Genomic DNA, 15,645 nt, shown 5'->3' with positions numbered 1-15,645 from the left:
AATCTCATTATTTTATATTGTACTTTCGTAAACGTCTTACGACCGTAGGCTGGCTGATTCCTAGTACATCTGCCATTTCATACGTTGTTTGACACTGACGATAAGCACGAACCAGCCAGTTTTTCTCCACTTCTGCAAGTGCTTGCTGAAGCGTCATTCCCTGAGATGTTAACGTATCAAGAGTCTCCCATTCTTCTTTTCCACTGCTGCTATTTTCTGAGTAAAACGGGAGGTCTTGAGGCGAGATACTGTTTTCATCTGTAATTAACACAAGGCGTTCAATTGTATTTTGAAGCTCGCGAACATTTCCAGGCCACGGATGTTCAAGAAGTAGATTTAATGCTTCTGCGTGAAAAAATTTCTTCATGTTATATTTTTCATTTTGTTTATGTAACACGTGATAAAGCAGTGCCGCGATGTCTTCTTTTCGCTCACGAAGCGGCGGAATGGTAATCGGAATAACGTGCAAGCGATAAAATAAATCTTCGCGAAACGTTCCTTTTTTGATCATTTCTTCAAGCGGCTGATTTGTGGCTACAATCAGCCTGAAGTTTACGTGTTTGGCTCGTTCACCTCCAATTTTGGTGACTGTTTTTTCTTGCAGCACTTTTAACAGCTTCACTTGCATATCAAGAGGCAGCTCTCCTATTTCATCTAAAAAAAGCGTGCCGTTATGAGCTAATTCAAACTTTCCTATTTTCCCTTTTGTACTTGCACCTGTAAAAGAGCCTGCTTCGTAGCCAAACATTTCAGATTCAAACAAACTAGCTGGAATAGCTCCGCAGTTGATTTCAATAAACGGCTCTTCTTTTCGTTCACTCCCATAGTGTAAAGCATGAGCAAAAGCCGTTTTACCAACACCCGATTCACCTAGTAGCACAACCGTTGCATCGCTGTCTGCCACGCGATTAATAATCGACCATACCTTTTTCATCGATTCACTTCGTATGACCATCTCATTTGACTGCTGTTCACGAAGCTCTTCCACTTCTAGCTGATATGTTTTCATTTTCACTTCGAGCTGCTGATAATCTTCTTTTAAGCGCTGAAGCTCTGTTAAATCATGCGAAAAGCTAATGACTCTTTTCATACACTGATGTTCATCATACACGGGAATACCGGTTGCCATTACCACTTTGCCCGTTTCTGTTTTTTGCATCAGCTGTACTTCTTTCTTTTTCTTTAGCACTTCAATCGTAACGGAAGGTGAAAATATCCCGCGTTTTTGCAATTCGTAGACGGTTTGACCGGTTAATTCTGAGACATCATGCCCATATATATCACGACAGTTTTGACTCGCTCGTAAAACAAGCCCTTTTTCGTCAGTGATAACGATATTGTCGTGAGAAGCATGCAAAATCGCTTCAATCTCTCGTTCAATCATTCCCATTCATTCCTCCTTTTTATGTAATCTGATTTTTCAAATATTTATACCTTCTATTTTATCAGTAAACTCGCTTACTCAACACAAAAAGCTCCTTTAATAGGAGCTTTTTGTTTAAGACAGCTGCTTCATTTTTTGTTTGAATAACGCTACTTTTATCATAAAATAAGTGATATTTTCAGGCAATTTTTCTTTGATTGGTTTTAACTTTTCATCGCCTACTGAGGAAGCAACTTCTAAAATAAGCTGTTCGTCTTCATCTGAAAGAAAAGGTGACCAGTCAATTTCTTTTTCTTCTTCTGCGCATTTAAACAAATGATTTTCAATGGTAATGCGGCTCAATTCACGTTCAGCAGCAATTTCATCTAACGATTTCCCTTGCTGAAATAGCTCATACGTCATTAAGTGAGAACCTTCTTTTGATGACGCTCTTGCTTTTTTCGGAGCAGGCGCTGAAACTTCTCGCTTTCGATCTGGATGTTCTTCACAAAACTGTTTGATTTCAGTCGTGAATCGTTCTCCGTACCGCTCTTGTTTTTGTTCTCCGACTCCTTTTACAGTGGCGAACTGTTCAAAAGTTACTGGAAGTTTCGCACACATATCATGAAGAGTATCGTCTGAAAAAATAACAAAAGGAGGCACGCCGGCTTCGTCTGCTAGCTGCTTTCGAACGGAACGCAAATGAGCAAACAGCTCGTCATCTTGGACAATTTGCTTCACTTCCATTTGTTCTTTTCTCATTACTTTTTCCGTCCCAAGAAGCACGCCTTTTCCTTTGGCCGCTACAGATAAAGTAGGAAATGACCCTTGTCCTACTAAAATAAACTGCTCTGAAATCAAATACTCAATAAAATCGCTCACTTCTTTAGCCGACCGGTCGCTCATGACGCCGTACGTTTTCAGTTTATCAAAACCAAAATCAACTACTTTTTTATTTCGAGAACCCGTTAATACTTGAGCAATCATCATTTTACCGAAACGTTCGCCCATACGAATCATACAAGATAATACTTTTTGCGTATCGACCGTTACATCTATTTCCACACGATCATCCGTACAGTTGCTGCAGCGGCCGCACTCATGCGCTTCACTTTCTCCAAAATAATGAAGAATATACGCCTGCAAGCAGCCTTCTGTATGACAGTAGTTCACCATACTTTGCAACTTTTCAAGATCTTGAATTTGCTTTTTAGGATTCGACGTTGACTGTTCAATCAAAAAGCGCTGCACGCGAATATCTTGAGGTGAATAAAGCACGATACACTCACTTGGAAGTCCGTCACGACCAGCACGGCCTGCTTCTTGATAATAACTTTCCATATTTTTCGGAAGCTGATAGTGCAGAACAAAGCGAATATTCGATTTATCAATCCCCATTCCGAAGGCAGACGTGGCTACCATTACCTGCACATCATCTTGCAGAAAGCGGTTTTGCTCTTCATCACGGCTGTTCCCATTCATACCAGCATGGTATTTTGATACGTTAACTCCTGACTTTTGCAATCTAGCATGAAGCTCTTCAACATCTTTACGCGTAGCGGCATAGATGATTCCTGCTTCTTGGTTATTTTTACGGATATACTGCTCGATATAGCTGATTCGATCCTGGCCTTTTACCACAGCGAACGATAAATTTTCACGTTCAAACCCCGTCATCACCGTGTACTCTTCGTTAATATGAAGAGCTCGACAAATATCTTCACGCACTTGAGGCGTAGCCGTAGCCGTCAGCCCCATCACAATCGGAGCGTTAGACAGCTTGCTGATCAGTTCATTGATGCGCAAATAACTCGGTCTAAAATCATGACCCCACTGTGAAATACAGTGCGCTTCATCTACCGCTACAAGCGGGATAGGAAGCATTTGAAGCTGTTCTAAAAATTGTGGAGACTCCAGTCGTTCCGGCGCTACATAAAGCAGCTTATATTCGCCGAGCGCTACTTCTTCTAAGCGCTGCTGCACCTCCGTGTGCGTCAGCGAGCTGTTAATATACGTAGCGGGAATACCAGCTGCGTTCAGCGTGTCCACTTGATCTTTCATCAAGGAAATCAACGGAGAAATCACTAATGTTGTACCTTCTAAAAGCAATGAAGGAATCTGATAACAAAGTGATTTCCCTCCTCCTGTTGGCATAATACAAGCGGTATTGTGCCCTTCTAAAACATAACGAATCGACTCTTCCTGTCCTTTTCGAAACGAATCATAGCCAAAATAGGACTGTAAATGTGTTAAAGCTTGTTCAAATTGCAAAATTGCGTCCTCCTTTAAAATAAGTAGAAATAGTGGTTGAGGGATTGATTGAGGGTAAACATTACAATTGCTCTTCCTATTCTAACAAAAAATTAGCTGCTGTGTTATTTCTAGCATAACTTCATGAAGAAATATATGTAATGTAAAAAGCAAGTACTTTACAAAGACACTTGCTTTTTACAGTTTAGAATATTTTCTTTTGAAAAGGTTCTATTAAATAAGGCTTATATAAATTCTCATTTTCTTTATACTGACTCAAGATATCATCATAATTAGTTTCAATATATGCTATTCGACTCAGAACATCTTTTTCTAAGGTTAGAGAATCGGGGGAAACCACACATTCTTCTAAACCAAGAGAATAGGCTAAGTCAAATACTTTAAAACGATATCCAAGTGCCACGCATGGAACGCCTGCTGCTAAAGATAAAATATTCGCATGAAGCTTAAAATTAATGGTCATAGTGTAACGAGATAAAATAGTCATTAGCTCTTGTTCTTTATACAATTTTTCGTCAAACACCACATGTTCTGGATCGTTAATTTTATCAAATAGTCTTTGACACGAAGCTTTATCACTTCCCCATACAAGGTAGATAGCTATTTTGTACCCTTGTTGAATCAGTTTTTTACACGCGCTTGCTAGAGCGTCTTCAACTGCTAGCTCATTGCCTCCATATAAACGGTTATACGTAGTTCCCCAGTTCACGCCAATGATTTTTTCTTTTTTATCGACCATACTATTAGAATTTAACAACAAGCCAGGATCTCCAATAATACGTATTTTTTCAGAATCGACTCCTATTGCTTCTAATGCTTTTTTAGCGAGTGGCCCTCTTATTCCTGCAAAAGATACGCGATTAAAAACATCTTTCATTAGTTCTCCATCTTTTTCAGTAAAAAGCTTACCTAAAGAAATGTTTTCTCCAGCCAGCATTTTATCCAGCTGTTCTTTTTCAACCCAGTCCATTCCGCTTCCCCAAATTAAAATATCTTTTCCTAAATCAGCTGCTTTTTGCAAGACTTGAAGATAACCAGGTAGTAATAGCGACCCTCCTCCTAAAACTACCGTATCGTAAGGCTCTACGTTTTTAAAATCAACTCCTGGAAAAGACGGAGTGACTTCAATTTCATCTTCACTGTAATACTGTTCGCTCAGCTCTTTAAATACATGCCAAAGCAGTTCGTCTCCTAAATTCCCAAAGCCAATCCAGCCTATATACAGCACTTTTTTCATGTTGTCTCATCCTTTAGTTTATCAAGATATAACTCTATCAATTCTTCCGTTACTTTTGTTACGTCAAATTTATTTAAAATCCATTCTCTTGACTGAACTCCAATGTTTTTAAGCTGTTCAGAAGAAGCAATAATCGTACCCAAATCACGAGCCAACGTAAACCGACTGCACGCCTGGCGAGAATTATGATCTCCGAAATAGTAATTCCACGCATCGTCGTACTCATTTTTATCTATCAACCCAAAATACCCGTGATTGCCAACGGCTAGCACAGGCTTTGTACAAGCCATTGCTTCAAGCGCTACTCGCCCTGTTCCTACCACACAGTCCGCTATCGGATAATAGCGCTGCATATCTTGTTTTTCACCTACAAGGTGAATAAACGAATCTTTACACGTTCGATGAATTAAATCGGTTAAATTTTGAAGATCTTTAAAGCGAGGACCGTCTCCTACTACCACAACGTGAAGGTGAGGAGCTTTTGACAGCTTCACATCTTTACATGCCCGAAGCAGCATCATACAAATATTAGCCTTCGTCCAATTAATGCGACTGCTGTATAATAAAACAAATGCTTCTTTAGGAATGTTCAATTGAGCTTTTAACTCCGTCACATCCCTATTACTGTATTCTTCCGTGTCAATTCCATTCGCAATTAAAATTGGCTGGGCAGATGTTTCTTCTTGAACATATTCGTAGACTGGAGGACTAACGCATATGGTGGCTGAAGCTAATTCTACTACTTTGAGTAATTCACTTTTAGGGTAGTACGTGCCGTGGACTGTGAAGACAGTGGGAATTTTTCTTTGTTTTGCAACTGAAAAGGTAAGGTATGCTGAAGGAGTTTGGTGAGCATGAACAAGAGAAATAGTTTCTTTTTCAATAATTTGCTCAACTTGGCTGATTAACTCATTTCTTTTTTCTTCTTCTACATTTAATGTATAGGGAAAATCAACTTCATAGATGGGACAGCCTAATTCATGAAATTTATCGATCATTCTTCCTTTATTTCCAGCAATGACTATGTGAATGCCTTTTCTAAGCATTTCTTTAGCTAAACTAAATACGTGCGTTTCCGTGCCGCCTACTTCGATGCTGTCTAAAACCATTAGTATACGCAGAGACTCATTACTCATCTTTTACGGCTTCCTTTCTATAAAATTGTTGAGAACGCTGTTTTGAATGAAAACGATAATAGTATAAAACGTCAGGTAAGTTCTCTACATTAAACTTTGCATTTAAGCACTTTGCAATAAACTCATAGTCTTCAGCGCCTTTGATTCTGCGCGTTGGCCCTCCTATTTTGTCAAAAACTTCACCTCGGAACAGAAGCGTTCCATGACATACGCAGTGTCCGCCTTTTGCATATAATTCGCGAATATTTTTTCCATATCGAAGCCAATTTTCTTTTTTGAATTCTTGAAAATTACCATCATGAAAATAAGCATAGCTTGACCCTAGCACATCAATTTCGGGGTGATTTTGTAAATAAGATACTTGTTTTTCTAACCGTTCCGGATGAGATATATCATCACCGTCATGAACCGCAATATATTCTCCTTTGCTTAAAAAATAGCCAATTGTTGATGCACCTGCAAACCCGACGTTACGGGGCAACTCTATTACTTCAACATGAAAAGAAGGGTCGTTTTCCGCTATCCACTCTTTTATTACACTACTTGTGTCATCTGAAGATGCATCATTCACTAAAATAACTTCTATATTACGATACGTTTGTTTTAATAAACCATCTAAACACTCTTTAACAAAAGATGAGATATTATGACAGGTTATTACTACGCTAATTAGTCCTAAAGTCCGTTCATATAACATTTTATATTCACCTCACCTTACTATATGCAATCGCATATGAAAGGTGAGACAAGTAATCGTGAATCTTTTATGATGTGCTTAAAATCCCGCCCTTTTTTGGAGTATAGGAAGTTTGTCCCTGTCAATAGAAGGCTTCTTGAATATGTTGAAATGTATGATTAAAAATGAAAGGAATGGTTTAGAATGGCACAAGTTTTATCAGCACAAGAAAGTTCTGAATTTCGGGCATTGCTTATCACAGCCATAAATTTAAATGTAGAAATCGTTACCGCTTTTGGTTCTATAACGGGAGAAGTAGTACAAACTGGGTCTGTTATTAAAATCCCTTTGAATTATGTGGTATTAAAACAGGCAGAAAAAGATTTTGTGTATATTCCATTAGCAAGTATTCATTCAGTGATTATTATTAACAAAGACGGTGAATTATCGTGAATTTTTCGTGGAGGTTAGAATCTCAGCTTCAGCAATCTATGGGAATGACTTTGGAAGTTGCTACTGACAATGCGCTTTTTGAAGGTGTTTTAAAAAACTTTGAAAATGGGTTGATTAAATTAGAAGAAACCGTAATAGGCTATGAAAGAGAAAATCGAAGTGTATCGATTGCACTTTCTTCTGTAAATTTTATTAAAGTGCAGTTTTAAATAACTATGAGACATCACTACAATATCAGTTAGAAGGACTAGCCAAAAGCCCTTTTTTACAATTTTAGACGGTAACCTAGTCCATCTTATTGAGCTCTAGCATTATATATATCAAGAGGCTTAAAAAACCTCTTAAATAACTCGGAGGTGAAAGTTTATGTCATATTATGACAAAAAGTATATTAAAGGCGATCCTAAGAAATATGATTGTAAAGAGGATTGTAAAGAGGATTGTAAAGAGGAACACAAACACCACTGCAAGTTTGATGATTACAAGAATGAACACTATGGAAAAGAATTAGAACTTGATGTAGATCAAGCTCCATCAGTACCAGTTACTACAACTGCTCGCCCTAATTTATTATCAAGCACAATTGCAACAACAGAAGTTTGTGTTGATGATTATTGTGATCAAGTAGTATTAGATGCAACAGTAAATTGGCAACCTGCGGCTTTTGATTTAGGTGTTGCACTAGAGGATTTAGGTGATGTACTTGGAATAATCCTTACTATTTTAACAGGTCTTTTATCACCTTCTGGAATTTTTGTTCCTATAGCTGTTCCAGCAACTTTTAGAATTTGGAGAAAAGGCAACAAATCATCCAGACCTGTATTGATTTCTGAAAAAGTTGATACAAGTGGAATTTTCGGATTGCAAATTTTAGGAAGCGGCCTTCTCAGTATTGTATTTAGCCAAATTACTACTTCTATTCATGCGGTAGATACTGATCCAGACAAGGGAGAAAATGAGTACTTTTTAACTATTAATTTAGGTCCTTTCCCAGAAGGTTCTATACTGTTTGACCTTGGCGCTACTCCTCCTACAGCTGAAACAATTGCTGCATCTGGTATTACGCTTATCCCTGACAATGTAACAAGCCACACATTCACAGCTCTAGAACTAGGCTCTGAGTAAATAAAAAATATAGAGAGTATTTTCAAATTTCTTGTTAATATCCGCTATAGAATAGTTTCTAACTATTTTGCTCCTGCTCTTTAGCAGGGGTATTTTTTATAAATAAATAAGATTACATAAATAGAAAACCATGTAAATAGAATACCTAGATTATCAACTTAAAGTTTACATATTTTTGAATTAAAGTATCTTTAACCTATATAGAATTACCATTGGCTTCATGTTGTAAATATATTTTATATTATTAAACCCTTGTCCATTGCAAAACCCTCACCTCCTGCATCTACTATACTAGAAGGTGAAAACCTTCAAATCCAAGGTGAGGTGAAAGCATGTCATATTATTACAAAAAATATTTAAAAGGTAGTTCTGACGACGAGTATAGACGCCGCTGTGATAATGAATGGCATAAACATCACTGCAAAAGACGCTGTGACGATGATTGTGAGAGACCAGATTTTGATGATAGACCTGCGTTTGGCACAGTAACAGGTACAACCACAGTAGCAGGAGCAGGAGCAGGAGTACCAGTAACCACTCCACTAACACTGAACCTTCTATCTCCAAGTGAGAACGTACGAGTTGTGTCTGGTGGTCTAGAAGTTTTAGAAAGAGGGGAGTATTTTATTTCATTTACAGCATTCTTCACTTCTACTGCTGCTGTTGCCCCAACTGTTACGTATACGATTAACGCTGGAGGCTTCACTCAAACTATTACTCCTACTGCTGGTACAGCTACAGCATCATTCCTTCGTTATCTAAGAAGAGGCGATACGGTAACAGTTACAGCTACAGTTACAGCTGCAGTCGGACCACCTACTACTATCAATGCCACTCTCACAGTCGCAAAAGTCTCGTCGCGTTTTTCTGAAAAAGATTTTTATTAATTCCCATCACACTTATTACCCTCTTATTTAATAAGAGGGTTTTTTTATTTTTTATGTAAACCCTTCCTAAAATTCTTTTCCCCGTTTTGCCCTTTTTTCCTGTATAATAAGTAGTAAGAAAGAGGTGCTTATGACGAGACATCCTGTAGAAACGATTTATTATTTAGAAAATCCTCAGCGTGATATTTCAACGTATGCTTCGACAACGCAGTTAACGGTTGAGTCTGTTGTGAAAGATGTGTTTGGTGTTGCTTGCGTAGCAGACATTAAAATTATGCTTCAATATAATAAAGAATTCCGAAAAAGCATCAGTCAATTACACAATGCAATGGACGATGATCTTACGTTAGAAATGGTTTTTCGAATTGCGTCGAAAGAAGATTTACTTCGATTCAAAAAAAGTTTGCTTGAAAGCAGTTTAGATGACGCAGAAACGTCAATAGACTGTCCATTCAGCGCGACCATTCAATTGCAAGACGGTCGTTATACGTGGAATGAATCCACTTCCGTGTACGAAAAACAAAAAGAACGCCTTTCATCTTAAGCTTTTATTTTTTATGTATGAAAAAAGCCTGTATCTTAATTCCTTACTTAAGATACAGGCTTTTTGGAATTTGTCCTACATTTTTACTTTTATATTAAAAAACAATTAAGCGGTAATCATTGTCGCAGTGGTCTTCACAATGATGTTTTTTCTCATACCCGTCATGCTTATGGCATTTTTTCTCGCAAGAGCATTTGCTGTGGCCATAGTCGTAGTCATCATGCTTGTGGCATCTTTTTTTGCAAGAGCATCTGCTGTGACCATAGTCGTCATGCTTGTGACATCTTTTCTTACGAGAACATCTGCTGTGATGATGGTCCTCACAGTTGTGGAATCTCTTTTTGCAACATCCCATTCTACTATCATCTCCTTCTTTCTTTGTCCCTATCAGTATATGAAAAAGAAAGGAATGTGCACGGGTGCCTGTCCTATATTGAGAGATTTTTCAAAAAATGTGCGTACGTCTGTAGCTTAAACTTCATACCAAAAAAGTAGTATTTGTCGTACAAATAAAAATAATTATGCAAGCGAAATGCTAGGCTTGCTAAAGCATCTTCCTGCTGATCCTTTCCCAGATTCTCCTTAAAAACAACAGCGCTTTCCCCTCCTATGTTAGACTTTTTAACTCAATTTCTGGAAATAGGTTTTATCACTTCCAATAACGTGTATACACAAAGCAAGGAGATAAGTTACTTAAACTTCTCTTCATTACTAAACATATTCGAGAAAGTTGTCTATCATACAAGGAGGTTTTTTGAAATGGTAAATGTAAAAGTAGTTGAAAATGGCGTACAGGCAAAAGATACAATCGAACAATTTTTGCGTGAAGGATTTACAAAAGACGAAGTTTATTTACTTGCACACCATCAAGATCGCTCCGAGGATTTAACAGCTGCAACAAATACAAACAATATCGGTCTTTCTGAACAAGGTGTTTTTGATGCGATTGCGAATGTGTTTCGTTCTCGAGGAGACGAGCTTCGTGCCAAAATGCGTTCATTAGGATTATCACAGCCGGAAGCTGAACGCTATGAAGAAGAATTAGATCACGGTAAAGTAATCGTCGTTGCATCAAAAGTTGCTTGATTTAAAAGCCCTACAGCAGGGCTTTTTTATTTTTGTCTTCCTCCCTTCTTCCCCTTTCATTAAAGAAGTCATTCATACATATGATTATGAAGATAAGAGTTACTGTGAGGAGTGATATATTTGATTATAGGAATTGAGTACACAAAACGTGTGAAAAATGGATTAGTCGTTAAAAATATTCCTTACAAGATACACGATAAACCTTGTGATGAAGGCTGTTGTAAAAATGATAAAACGATAGGCGTCAGAGACAAATTAAGGGTTAATTGGCTGTTGAATGTTTTTATGCCCAGCAAAAATATAACGGTATTTGATTATAAATATTGGTCAGAGGAACTAACTTCGTTATGGAGAGAGCATCGGAGAAAAACGATATAATACACCTGCTAAAAAACTCCTTGATAAGCAAGGAGTTTTTTTTCTATTGACTTTATCTTCTAGCACCAAGCTATTTATCAAGCGTTTCAACAATTTTTATACCTTTAGATGTGGTGACACTAAATGTAACGTCATCATTATAAATTGCTGCGTAGGATGCTTTTCCTGCCACTTATCATAATCAATTTTATACGTAACATTTCTTAGCTGTGTTTATCCTTTTCTGCTGAAGGTAATAATGAAGATGCATAAACTATATAAAGGGTGAAAAGTTATGATTAACGTCATTGAGACACTAATTGATTATATAAAGAACTCTTCTACAGATGATCCTCCCCCTCGCCCACATATTGGTGAGACTATGGGTTGCTGGCTTTATTTCACTGCTTTAGCGGAAGAAATACCTGCCTTAGAAACCTGTCTTAATACAACAACGAACAGTGAACTGCTTAAGCTTGTTCAAGACTCAAAAAACCTGGCTGAATCTCAGATTGATACACTCAAAAAATTAATGATTAAAGAAGGAATTCCCCTTCCTGAAATACCGGCTACTAAACCGAAATCTGACCCTAACAGTATTCCATTAGGAGCGAAAGCCACGGATTCTGAAATCGCTAACTTAATATCTGTAAAAATTGCCTCTAATATCGTCATGTGCAGCACGAATATGGGACAGTCTATTAGAACCGATATTGGATTAATGTGGTTGAAATTCCACACTGAAAAAATCATATTAGGATCAAAAGTAAAAATTCTAATGCAGCAAAAAGGATGGCTCAAAATTCCTCCTTATTATTATCCACCTGGAGCCCCTCATAACTCTAATTGAAGTGTTTTAAAATAAACAGCATAGATAACCTTACATCTAACACATTTAACGAGGTGCTTACATATGGATTTCCCTACAATTCATACAAATTTTTGGGACGCAGTCATTGGTGTTCCTGTCGTATTAATCGTGACGCAGCTGATCAAATGGCTTTTTCATCCTAAAAAGCAGTATGTGCCGACTATTGCTTTGGCTGTTGGCGTGCTGTTTTCAGTATTTATCAGTCATCCTCATCATATTATTGCCGGGTTGTTTATGGGATATTTTTATGGATACGCGGCAATTGGCAGCTATGCCGGTCTTAAAACAACGTGGAGAACGATTAGAAAAGATACGTCTCCTTATTCATCAGACTAAAAAAACAGCGACATATTCGCTGGTTTTTAGTCTTCACTACTTATTTCTTCTGCTCCTAGCTCTTTGGCTAAGTGAACAACCGATTGATTGATTTTCCATACGTAATAAATGTTATGCAGCAGCTGCAGATGCTGTAAGTTTCTTGATTGAACGGACGTATCAAAATAATCTAAAGATTGTTCAATTTTTTGTCTTACATCTTCAATCGTGTATACATACGTTCCTCTTTCTCCTCGCAGCGCTTTTTCAAGCTGAGTGAAATTGCTTGCTACTTTCTCTTCCACTTCCTTGACTACGCCGTGAAATTCTGCTTCCTTATAAAAAGCCTGGTTTCTAGTAGAAGAAGCTACCAAATGCTTGGCGTAATAATTAATGGCGGTAAAAACAGTCAAAAATTGCTGAAGACGTGAACGGCCAACGAAACCTTTAATAATAGGATCTGAATCGACATGAAGCTGTTTTAGCTTTTTTTCTAATTCCATTCCTTTATCAGCTAAATTGGCAAATGCATACTGCTTCGTAAAACGATGTAAATAGGTGTGAACAAATTCTTTTAAAGCTGCTACGTATTCTACTGATGTGTCGGTTATTTTATCTCTTGTTTTTTTAGGAAACACAAGAGCTGATACGGCTAAGCCAATTCCAACTCCTACGACTGTATCTAATACGCGAGCCAGTAATAAGCTCTCTGAAATTCCTCCAAGAAGCATGTCATACATAAAGGCCAGCATCATTGTAATCCAAAAGCTCATAAACGAGTACGTAATGGGAAAGAAATAAAAAGCCATAAACACGCAGATAAAAAGCAGCGTTATTTCAAGTATTCCTGGTGAAACAAAGCTTGCGACAACAAAGCCCACAGCCGCTCCTAAAAGCGTGCCTACACTTCGCTGTACAGCTTTTACAAACGTACTTCCTATCGTTTCTGTACCAAGAAGCACTAAATATCCTGCTAACAGCGCCCAATATTGGTGCGATGGAGATAAAAAAGAGCCAAATATTAATGTCGCAACAGCAGTGATGACCGCTTGAATAGACTTTTTCGTAGAGGGTTTTAATCCTTTTTCTTCATCATTATCCTCTTCGTCTTCTTTTTCTTCCACTTCTTTTTGAGGCTGTTTTTCTTGCTTCACAATTGCTTGCTGCAGCTCATAGGCTTCATCAATCACGTGATTTGATATCGTTTCGATACGGCGTATTAAGTAAAGCCAATCTTTATACCTTTTGTCTTGAGGTTCGAGTTCACTTAATTTTTGGCGCAGCTCTTGCAGATGCTGAGCTGCATCTGTTAGTGAATGAGTAGGATTTTCATTTAATACCTCTGCTTCGCGAATCGATTCCACTAGCTTTAACAGCAGCTGCTGAATATCAAAATGATTAAATGCCTTTAATTCACTGAGTTTTCGAATTGCCGGGGAATATGTCTGAAGCAGCATAACTGTATCAAATACATAAAGGCGCATTTGTTCAGCTGTGACGCCAGGCCATATGTCGTGAGGATCTGTATTGCCAAGCTCTTCTGATGCTACACGTGCATACTCCGCTAATTTTTTAATATTGCGGTTGTATTGTTTAATTTGAGCAGGTTCAATCTGTTTCTTTTGAATTAACTCAATAATTAAATCAAGTACCAAATTCACTTGAATATGAAACGATTTCATTGAAGATCTCAGCACGTTGGCAGGTCGGTCTTTAAAGATGACAAAATTATAGATAAATGCACAGCAGGCTCCTACTATAACGCCAGCTAATAGCCAGGGCAGCTGAGAAAATGTAACGTGTAAAATAGAAGCAAAATAAAACGACATAAATGCTACCATCGACAGAGAGAAATAGCGAATACCAAATTTCTGTAAATAAAAGGACAAAAACACTAGCAGAACGAGAAAAACATTTTCTGCCTGTCCATATCGTGATAAAAACGAGCCAATTCCGAGAGAAACGGCGCTAGAAAGTGCTACTAAGCCTGTTGTCACTTTTTTTGCTTTTGTTGTTTCATCATTCACAACCAATATACCCATCAGGCCAATTACGCCTGCTAAAATAGCAGCGGTAATTTGTGAGCTCCCCGCTGCTTTTAATACGATCAGCATAATAACAACCGCTGTAATGACGCTAATCGTAGCTTTAGAAGCCGTTTTGAACCTTTTTCGTCCAGGGTCTGCAGCGACTAAGCGGCTAAACCAATATGAAAGAATAAACACCCTCTCCTTTCGTGCTGTAGAGTTCTTTGTAGAAAGAGTAATATTATTACTTATACCCTTTTTTATTCTTTTCTATCGTATGTAAGCACGTTTTTCCACTATAACATTGCGAACGGCTAAAGAGCTAAACAAATGCTTAAAAACACATCTGTTTTTTGTCAGATGTGTTTTTAAGCATTAATCAGTATTTACAATGTAAGAGAAGAAATTTCCCACCCATTTGTTAACGGATTTCTCTTTAAAGTAAAGACCATCGTTGTCTTTTGAGCCCCTTTATCTTCGTAATAAATAAGGCAATCTACGACGATTTTTTCTTTTGTTTTATACTTTTTTGTATGAAATAAGTCCGTTTTATAATAAATAGTGGAGATACTATGCAGTTTTGCCCATAGCTTATGCTCTTGCTTCACGCGCAAAACCGGCTGCATTAAGGCATCGTCATCTTGCTTTAATCCTGTTAAAAACATATTTACGACTTCTGCCGGCTCAGCTTTTAATGCATATTCATCAAGCTTTCCTCCTGCTTTTAATACCATTAACTGATGACCTGGATCCACATTTTGAGACTTGTGAGTCGTACTTCCTGCAAAATGAATGCAAAAATGACCGGGGAACCCATTGTCAAGCGCACCGGCTCCGTGAGGCATTCCGTTCATGGAAGCTGCAAGCATTTGACCTTTAAACGGAATGAGAACAGCTCTTCGGTTCCAGCTCCATTTTCCATTATATAAGTGCTTCATTACTTTCGTATCTTGACGTGTAAGCGGCTGAACATCTGCATGGTGTGAGCCTGCTCTTCGCTGCACGTAAAAGTAAAAACCCGTTTCTACATCGATAACTTTAAATTTTTTCCCCTTCGGCAGTAAGCTTTCTACACGTTTCCACTTTAATACTTTTCCAGTGTCACTTACCGGAAAGTACGTAAGGTTTTCTTCTGCTTTCATCTTTTGGGGATGCACAAAAAAACTAATAAGCATAAAGACTAAAATCATTAATTTTGTCATTGTCTACCCTCATTACCTTGTAGTTTCTCTATGTAATATGCGAAAGTACACATACAATTATAAATAGAAATTTTTACACGCTAAGCTAATGGAAA

General features: G+C 37.8%; 17 protein-coding genes. 9 read left to right on the top strand and 8 right to left on the bottom strand.

Going from position 1 to position 15,645, the window contains the following annotated elements; all coding sequences use genetic code 11:
• Positions 1-7: 7 nt before the first annotated feature.
• From BG04_RS22855 to BG04_RS22835, 5 genes are all read right to left on the bottom strand, one after another.
• The gene (locus BG04_RS22855; RefSeq protein ID WP_034652237.1) at positions 8-1,390 is read right to left on the bottom strand and encodes a sigma-54 interaction domain-containing protein; all 1,383 of its coding nucleotides are present in this window, start codon (positions 1,388-1,390) and stop codon (positions 8-10) included.
• Positions 1,391-1,498: 108 nt separating this feature from the next.
• The gene (recQ, locus tag BG04_RS22850; protein WP_034652239.1) at positions 1,499-3,634 is read right to left on the bottom strand and encodes a DNA helicase RecQ; all 2,136 of its coding nucleotides are present in this window, start codon (positions 3,632-3,634) and stop codon (positions 1,499-1,501) included.
• A 184-nt stretch (positions 3,635-3,818) separates the two neighbouring features.
• Positions 3,819-4,871 carry a polysaccharide pyruvyl transferase family protein gene (locus BG04_RS22845; RefSeq protein ID WP_034652242.1) on the bottom strand — a complete coding sequence of 351 codons (1,053 nt, stop codon included), beginning with the start codon at positions 4,869-4,871 and terminating at the stop codon, positions 3,819-3,821.
• Entirely contained in the window at positions 4,868-6,007 is a 1,140-nt protein-coding gene (locus tag BG04_RS22840; RefSeq protein ID WP_034652245.1) for a glycosyltransferase, read from the bottom strand. The genes BG04_RS22845 and BG04_RS22840 overlap by 4 nt, the downstream gene beginning before the upstream one ends.
• Positions 6,000-6,704, bottom strand: coding sequence for a glycosyltransferase family 2 protein (locus BG04_RS22835; RefSeq protein ID WP_034652247.1), 705 nt, complete (start codon positions 6,702-6,704; stop codon positions 6,000-6,002). Before BG04_RS22835 ends, BG04_RS22840 begins: the two co-directional genes overlap by 8 nt.
• Before the next feature lie 183 nt (positions 6,705-6,887).
• On the opposite strand from BG04_RS22835, the gene BG04_RS22830 reads away from it, so the two are divergent.
• The 5 genes from BG04_RS22830 (at position 6,888) to BG04_RS22810 (ending at position 9,692) form a co-directional block, all read left to right on the top strand.
• Entirely contained in the window at positions 6,888-7,136 is a 249-nt protein-coding gene (locus BG04_RS22830; protein WP_034652250.1) for a hypothetical protein, read from the top strand.
• Positions 7,133-7,345: a hypothetical protein gene (locus tag BG04_RS22825; protein ID WP_034652253.1), complete on the top strand. Its 213-nt coding sequence runs from the start codon at positions 7,133-7,135 to the stop codon at positions 7,343-7,345. Before BG04_RS22830 ends, BG04_RS22825 begins: the two co-directional genes overlap by 4 nt.
• A 157-nt stretch (positions 7,346-7,502) precedes the next feature.
• On the top strand, positions 7,503-8,261 hold the full coding sequence (locus BG04_RS22820) for a hypothetical protein (RefSeq protein WP_051975602.1): 759 nt from the start codon (positions 7,503-7,505) through the stop codon (positions 8,259-8,261).
• A gap of 332 nt (positions 8,262-8,593) precedes the next feature.
• The gene (locus BG04_RS22815; protein WP_034652255.1) at positions 8,594-9,148 is read left to right on the top strand and encodes a hypothetical protein; all 555 of its coding nucleotides are present in this window, start codon (positions 8,594-8,596) and stop codon (positions 9,146-9,148) included.
• A 130-nt stretch (positions 9,149-9,278) separates the two neighbouring features.
• Positions 9,279-9,692 carry a hypothetical protein gene (locus BG04_RS22810; RefSeq protein ID WP_205689760.1) on the top strand — a complete coding sequence of 138 codons (414 nt, stop codon included), beginning with the start codon at positions 9,279-9,281 and terminating at the stop codon, positions 9,690-9,692.
• Positions 9,693-9,797: 105 nt separating this feature from the next.
• Here the strand turns inward: BG04_RS22810 and BG04_RS22805 are convergent, their stop codons facing one another.
• Positions 9,798-10,058 (bottom strand): hypothetical protein, encoded by a 261-nt coding sequence (locus tag BG04_RS22805; RefSeq protein WP_034652263.1) that lies wholly within the window; start codon positions 10,056-10,058, stop codon positions 9,798-9,800.
• A gap of 393 nt (positions 10,059-10,451) precedes the next feature.
• Between BG04_RS22805 and BG04_RS22800 the strand changes: the two genes are divergently transcribed.
• The 4 genes from BG04_RS22800 to BG04_RS22785 all read left to right on the top strand — a co-directional run bounded on the left by BG04_RS22800 (position 10,452) and on the right by BG04_RS22785 (position 12,342).
• A complete protein-coding gene (locus tag BG04_RS22800; protein ID WP_013056955.1) occupies positions 10,452-10,778 on the top strand; it encodes a YflT domain-containing protein in 327 nt (108 codons plus the stop codon).
• A gap of 120 nt (positions 10,779-10,898) precedes the next feature.
• Positions 10,899-11,156, top strand: coding sequence for a hypothetical protein (locus tag BG04_RS22795; protein ID WP_029321637.1), 258 nt, complete (start codon positions 10,899-10,901; stop codon positions 11,154-11,156).
• A 274-nt stretch (positions 11,157-11,430) separates the two neighbouring features.
• Positions 11,431-11,985 (top strand): DUF3231 family protein, encoded by a 555-nt coding sequence (locus BG04_RS22790; RefSeq protein ID WP_028408604.1) that lies wholly within the window; start codon positions 11,431-11,433, stop codon positions 11,983-11,985.
• A 63-nt stretch (positions 11,986-12,048) separates the two neighbouring features.
• A complete protein-coding gene (locus tag BG04_RS22785) occupies positions 12,049-12,342 on the top strand; it encodes a hypothetical protein (RefSeq protein ID WP_025752303.1) in 294 nt (97 codons plus the stop codon).
• A gap of 26 nt (positions 12,343-12,368) precedes the next feature.
• Here BG04_RS22785 and BG04_RS22780 read toward each other — a convergent pair whose 3' ends face one another.
• A complete protein-coding gene (locus tag BG04_RS22780; protein WP_034652268.1) occupies positions 12,369-14,546 on the bottom strand; it encodes an FUSC family protein in 2,178 nt (725 codons plus the stop codon).
• A 188-nt stretch (positions 14,547-14,734) separates the two neighbouring features.
• Positions 14,735-15,550, bottom strand: coding sequence for a hypothetical protein (locus BG04_RS22775; RefSeq protein ID WP_034652270.1), 816 nt, complete (start codon positions 15,548-15,550; stop codon positions 14,735-14,737).
• Between the last annotated feature and the right edge of the window lie 95 nt (positions 15,551-15,645).

The organism is Priestia megaterium NBRC 15308 = ATCC 14581 (assembly GCF_000832985.1).
Classification (GTDB): domain Bacteria; phylum Bacillota; class Bacilli; order Bacillales; family Bacillaceae_H; genus Priestia; species Priestia megaterium.
Note: the sequence above shows the minus strand (reverse complement) of the source record. Positions and strands in the feature narration are given on the sequence as shown.